We start from the raw sequence: 6,974 nt of genomic DNA on the forward strand, positions 1-6,974 counted from the left end.
CACGCTCTCACCCTCGGCGAGGCTGCCCGTCCAGCGCAGCTGCGTACCGTCGACCACGGGTGCTGCCACCGTCCGCTCGCCGACGACCGCGGTCGCACCGGGCTTCAGATCGGCGTGCGACAGCACTCCGGAGAGGTCGTCTGTGATGACGACGGCGTCCAGCCCCGTCTCGCCCGTGTTGGTGCCGACGAGCGTGTACGTGACGGTGCTTCCCGTGGCGACCGCCGTGCCCGATCCCGGGTTCGCGGTCTTGAGGAACGCGAAGCCGGGGGTGCCGACAGGGTTCTCGGTCGTCACGGGCGGAGGCGTGAGCTCGCCGCCGCCAGGCGGTGTGGCGGTACCTGCGACCTTGTTCGCGATCGTCGCACCGCCCGCGTCGCCGTTCACGGTCACCGAGTAGGTGATCGTGACGCGCTGCCCGATGGCGAGGGCACCCGTCCAGGTGAGCTCGTCGCCGTTCACGACAGGAGCGGGTGCGGATCCGTCGACCACGGTCGCCGTCGCGTCGCCGTTGTAGGCGGCGTGGTCGAGCACGCCGGACAGGTCGTCGCTGATGCGCACGGGATCCAGCGCCGTCTCACCGGTGTTCACGCCGGTCACCGTGTAGGTGATGACGCTGCCGGGGTCGACCCTGGTGCCCGAGGCGGGATCGGCCGACTTGCGCAGCTCGAAGCCGGGCTCGTTGACCGGGTGCTCCGTCGTCGCCGGGGGCGTCTCGATCGGCGGCACGCCGCCCGGCGGGGTCGCCGAGCCTGATGCCGAGTTCTCGATGATGGTGCCGCCGGCGTCCGCCTTCACGGTCACCGTGTAGGTGAGCGTGACGGTCTCGCCGATCTGGAGCGCGCCCGTCCAGGACAGACGCTCACCGGTGACGGCGGGTGCCGTCGCCTCCGTGTTCCCGATCTTGGCCGTCGCATCGCCGTTGTAGTCGGCGTGCGCGAGCACACCGGAGAGGTCGTCCGTGATGGCGACGGGGTCGAGCACGGTCTCGCCGGTGTTCACGCCCGTCACGGTGTACGTGATGACGCTGCCGGGGTCGACCGCCGTGCCCGCTGCCGGGTCGGCGCTCTTCGACACCGAGAATCCGGGCACGTTCACGGCGTTCGTCGTGGTGCCGGGCGGCGGGGTGATCTCCTCGCCTCCCGGCGGGGTCGCCGTCGCCGTCGCACTGTTCTCGATCACGGAGCCGACGCCTTCGGCCTTCACTGTCACGGAATAGGTGACGGTGACGGTCTGACCGACCGCGAGGGCGCCCGACCAGCTGAGCTTCGCGGCGTCGAACGCCACTGCTCCTGCCGGTGCTCCGGCGACGACCGCGGCGGCATCCTCGTTGTAGGACGCGTAGGGCAGCACCTTGGACAGGTCGTCCGCGATCGCGACCGGGTCGAGCACCGTCTGACCGGTGTTCACGCCGGTCAGCGTGTAGGTGATCACGTCGCCGGGGTCCACTGCCGTTCCCGCGACGGGGTCGGCCGTCTTGGCGAACGTGAATCCGGGCTGGTTGACCGGGTGCTCGGTGGTCGCCGGCGGGGGCGTGATCGGCGTGCCAGGGGTGGTCGGGCTCTCCGGGTCGCTCGGATCCGTGGGGATCAGCGGTGTCGCCGTGCCGGTCACGGTGTTGGCGATCGTCTCGCCACCCGCATTCGCGTCGACAGTCACCGAGTAGGTGATGACCACGTTCTGTCCGGGGCGCAGCGTGCCGCTCCAGGACAGCGCCCCGTCGGCCACGCGGGCGTCGCCACGGCTGGCCGAGACGTCGTCGTTGTAGGCCGCGTGAGCCAGCGCGGGGCGCAGGTCATCGGCGATCGAGACGGGATCGAGCACGGTGTCGCCCGTGTTCGTGCCCGTGACGGTGTAGGTGATCACGCTGCCAGGGTCGACACGCGTGCCCGTCGCCGGGTCGGCCGACTTCGACACCGTGAAACCGGAGGTGGCGACCGGGTGCTCCGTGGTGGAGGGCGGGGGCGTCACCGGGGTGCCCGGCGTGGTCGGGCTCTCGGGGTCGGTCGGGTCGGTCGGGATGAGAGGGGTGCCCTCACCCGTGACGGTGTTGCGCAGCAGCACGCCGGTCGCATCGGCATCGACCGTCACCGTGTAGGTGATGTCGACGCGAGTGCCGGGTGCGAGCGCTCCGTTCCAGGTGAGCGTCGTGCCGACGACGGCGACCGCGCCGGTGGAGGCCGTCACATCGCCGTTGTACTGTGCGTGTGCCAGGACGGCGGACAGGTCGTCGACGATCGTCGCGGGGTCGAGTGCGGTGTTGCCCGTGTTGACGCCGGAGATCGTGTAGGTGATGGTGTCACCCGCGCGCACGGCGGTGCCGGAGGCGGGATCGGCGGACTTCGTCACCTCGAAGCCGGTGTCCACCACCGGGTGGTTCGTCTCCACGGCGGGAGGGACGATCGGCGTGCCAGGAGTCGTGGGACTGTCGGGGTCGCTCGGGTCGACCGGGATGCGCGGCGTGGCCGTGCCGGTGGCGGTGTTGTGAAGCAGCGCCTTCTGGACATCGGCGTCGACCGTGACGGTGTAGCGGATGACGACGGACTCGCCGCGCGGAACGGCGCCGGTCCAGGTGAGCGTGGTGCCGGACACGGCGACGGAGCCGCGGTCGGCGGTGACGTCGTCGTTGTAGGCGGCGCTGTCGAGCACACCGGACAGGTCGTCGACGATCTTCGCCGGGTCGAGGTCGGTGTCACCCGTGTTGGTACCGGTGATGGTGTACGTGATGGTGTCGCCCGCGGACACGGCCGTGCCCGACGCGGGGTCGGCGGACTTGCTGATCGTGAAGCCGGAGCCGACGACCGGGTGCTCGGTGGTCGTCGTCGGCGGGACGATCGGCTCTCCCGGCACCTGCGGGCCCTCGGGGTCACCGGGCTTCGGGGTGGTCGGCGTCGCCGTGCCGCTGACGGTGTTCTTCAGGATCTTGCCGGAGGTCTCCGGTCCGACGGTCACGGAGTACGTGATGGTCACGGCCTGTCCCGGCTGCAGCGCGCCGGTCCAGGAGAGGGCGTTCCCGTTGATCGTCGCCGCCCCAGAGGTCACGGGGGCACCGCCGACGGTGGTCGCGATGTCGGAGTTGTAGGCGGCGTGAGCCAGCACACCCGACAGGTCGTCGGCGATCGATGCCGGGTTCAGGACGGTGGCGCCGGTGTTGGTTCCGGTGACCGTGTAGGTGATGACCTGACCGGGCTCCACGACGGTGCCCGATGCCGGGTCGGCCGTCTTGACCACCGTGTACCCCGCCACGGGGTGCTCGGTCGTGACGGTCGGCGGAGTGGGCGGGGGAAGGGTGCCCGGCGGGGTGCCGGAGGCGGTGACGCTGTTGGCGATCCGCTCTCCCTCTGCGCCCTCGTCGACGATCACCGAATAGGTGATGGTGACCACTTGGCCGGGCTCGAGCACGCCGGTCCAGGCGAGGTCGTCGCCGGTGACGGTCGCGGCGCCGGAGGTGACGGTCGTTCCGTCGATCTTCGTGGCGATGTCGCCCTGGTAGGTCGCAGACGTGAACACACCGGAGAGGTCGTCGGCCACCTGCACGGGGTCGAGACGCGTGTTGCCGGTGTTCTCCGCCTCGACCGTGTAGGTGATGCGCTGGCCGGCGTGCACGGCCGCCCCCGGGGCGGGGTCGGAGGTCTTGCGCAGTGCCAGATCCGGAGCGAGGCGCACGTTGGTGAACGTGCACGTGACGTCGGTGCCGAGCGATCCGGCGGGCTGAGTCACCTGACCGTCGGCCGTCACGGCGACCGGCACCGTCGAACCGTCGGGATTGACCTGCACGCAGTCGAGGGATTCGGCGTATCTCGTGCGATCCGTCGTGCCGGATGCCGCCTCGCTCAGTCGGAACACGTCGCCCTGGTTGGTGAACACGGGGCCCGCGTAGTCGGGCTGCAGTCCGGTGCGCTCACCGCGCGTGACGGCGTCGGTCTGGGGGACCTGGTACCCGGCGGGCGACTGCACGCGCAGGGCGAACTGATCCGTGGCGAGGTGACGCCCCTCCGGGAGATCCTTCTTCAGCGTGAGCGTGTTCGGGAACGTGCAGCTCGCCATGTCGGTGGGCTGGAACGTTCCGAGCGACGTCGTGTTGACCGTCTCGCCACGGGGCAGGTCGACCTCGATGATGCGGTTTCCGCCGCCCGAGACCGAGACGAAGATGTGGCCGAGGTTTCCGAACGCGATGCCGTTGCCCTGGACGCCGGCGCCCATGTCGTGCACCTGCTTGGCGTCGATCGTGGCGGTGCTCGGGGTGAGCGAGGTGGGCAGGTCGGAGGAGTAGATGAAGTTGTCCGCCACGAGCACGAGCTGACCCGAGGCGCTGAACGCCATGTCCCCGTTCGCACCGAAGGCACTGCTGCCCGCGGTCGGGCGGAGCGTTCCGACCTGGACGAAGGTCTGCGGGGTGACGTTCTCTTCCCACGCGTAGAGGTTGATGGCGCCGTTCACCGTGCCGCTGGCGAAGTAGTAGACACCCGTGACCGGGTGGACGGCGCCGCGGAGCACGGACGAGTTCAGCGAGAACGTGGTGCGGGTCGTGGTGTCGGTCACGCGATCGTGCTTGGCGAGGGTCTTGGTGCCGGCGGCGTTGGTGACGGTGTACGCGTAGCGGCCGTTCGAGGAGATGCCGAGGGCGTTGTTGGAGTGGTCGACGCCGAGCGTGCTGGCACCGAGCGTTCCACCGTTGCCGGGCGTGCCCTGCTCGTTCACGACGAACTCGCGCACCTCGGTGGCGCTCTGCACGTACACCGCTCCCGGCGTGCAGAGGAACGGGTCGGCCGCGGCCGCGGGAGCGGCGGTCAGCGTTCCACCGATGAAGACCATCGACGAGGCGACGAGCGCCGTGCTGACGGCGCCCCCGATCAGCTTCTTCGCGCGGCCCCGCCAGCGGCTGAACCGCTCGGACGGAAGGCCATCGGATGTGTGGTCCTTGCGGGCAACACGGAATCCCATGACTGTCTCCCCATTCATCGCTTCGCCGCTGCGCGTTCGCGCACGGAAGCCCCCGCCCCCTCAGGCGACCGCCGAGCACCATTCGGGCATGGTGGACTCGGTCCGGGCCACCGCCAGCCTGGCGTGGGCGCGAGGTCCGTTCCGGGCGGGCGCAGGTTTTTCACCCCGCCTTTTCACCCCTCCCTCCCGTGCCACCTCCCCCACGCGCGAGGGGGACCGCCGCGCGCGGGGGAGACGCCGAGCAGGCGCACCGTGGAGACCGGTGCGCCTGCTCGGGTGCGGGGCGCTACTGTCGCGACCCGATCTCGTCGATCGGACGCGTGCGCATCGACGAGACGGTGCCGATCCACATCGCCACGAGCGCCAGCGCGCCCATGACACCGACGATCGCCAGCGAACCGAGCACCGGGAGGGCGGGTACCGGCTGGCCCGAGATCCCCATGCTCACCCCGATGAGCGGAGGGATCGCGACCACGACACCGAACACCATCGCGATCACCGCCACCAGCATCGCCTCGACGCGCATCATGGCGCGCACCTGCCTGCGGGACGCGCCGATCAGCTGCAGCAGAGCCAGTTCGCGCGAACGCTCCCCCGTCGCCATCACGAGCGTGTTCACCACCGCGATCGCGATGTAGCCGAGGATCACCAGCAGGGCGATGAGGTTGACCCACCCCTGCTGGGATTGCGCTCCCGCTCCCGCAGCCTCCTGCCCCGAGCCTTCGCTCACGAGCAGACCGCTCGCGCCCAACGCTGCACGGACCTCATCCGTTGCGCCCGCGTCGACCGCCACGAGCGCGAAGGCATCGAGACCTGCCGTGGTGTGGGCACTGACCGCATCGGCGGCCATGGTGAGGTCGCCGAAGCCGAGACCCCGCTCGTACACCGCGACGACCGCGGCCTCGAAGGGCGAGCCGTCGCCCAGGTACCCGACGACCGTTCCGCCGATGTTCAGCCCCAGCGCCTGCGCGGCGTCCGTGCTCACCGCGACCGTGGTGGTGCCGTCGAGCTGCGCGAGCGCCCCCTCCCGCACCCGCAGATCGAGGCTGTTCGCGATGTTCGTCGGATCGATGCCCTGCAGCACGTGCTCGTCTCGTTGGAGCTTGCCTTCGAAATCGAAGGAGTCCACCACCGCCGCGCTGAGGGCGACCCCCGAGACCTCGGCCACCCCTGGTGTCTCACGGATGGTGTCGATCATGTCGGGCGAGAGACCCGCCGGGGCCGTCACGCGCAGGTCGGCGATGACGCCGGCACTGGCCTGCGTCGCCGCCTCGGCCGCGATGATCGACGGCGCCCCGATCTGCACGAGTCCCAGACCGATGCCGAGGGCGATCGGCAGGATCGCGGAGGCGAGGCGCCTGCTGTTGGCCGCGGCGTTCGCCGAAGCGAGGAAGCCTGCGGATGAGAGCCGATGCAGCACCGCTCCGATCAGGCGGACGCTCAGCGACACCAGCCACGGGCCGAGCACCGCCAATGCGATGATCAGCAGCATGGCTGCGCCGGCCGCCGCACCGGCCGCGATCTGCCCGCGCACCACCAGCGGCACGGTCGAGACCGAGATGCCCGCAGCGGCGAGCACGATGCCCGTGATGATGCGAGGCAGTCCGATGACGGGGGCACCCGTCGCCGACTCGCGCAGAGCCTCCACCGGATCGAGTTTCGCGACCCGAGCCGCCGCGATACGCGCGGCACCCCAGGCGGAGGCGAGCACGAGCAGCACCGCTCCGACCGCGGGAAGCGGACTGAATGCCAGGGCGAAGTCGCCCGGGATCACACCCCCGGCGACGAAGGCCGACTGCAGCACGGTCGACAGCAGGTATCCCGGCACGATGCCGAGCAGAACGGCGACCGCCGACACCCACAGCACCTCACGGGCGACGAGCGCGTGCACCTGGGAAGGGCTCGCACCGACCGCGCGCAGCAGGGCATAGTCACGACGGCGCGACTGCACCGACAGCGACAGCGTGCCTGCCACGATGAACATCGCCACGAGGATGCAGGTGCCGACGAACGCGCTGCCGATGGCCACG

At 70.5% G+C, this 6,974-nt stretch carries 1 protein-coding gene and 1 pseudogene; both read right to left on the reverse strand.

The window, feature by feature from the left end:
- Positions 1 to 4,962, reverse strand: a pseudogene (locus DSP71_RS02720) (isopeptide-forming domain-containing fimbrial protein); the annotation flags it as partial.
- Between the two features lie 268 nt (positions 4,963 to 5,230).
- Positions 5,231 to 6,974: FtsX-like permease family protein (locus tag DSP71_RS02725; protein ID WP_181800644.1), on the reverse strand; the 1,744-nt coding region annotated here is incomplete at its 5' end.

This window comes from Microbacterium sp. H6 (genome assembly GCF_003314775.1).
Classification (GTDB): Bacteria; Actinomycetota; Actinomycetes; order Actinomycetales; family Microbacteriaceae; genus Microbacterium; species Microbacterium oxydans.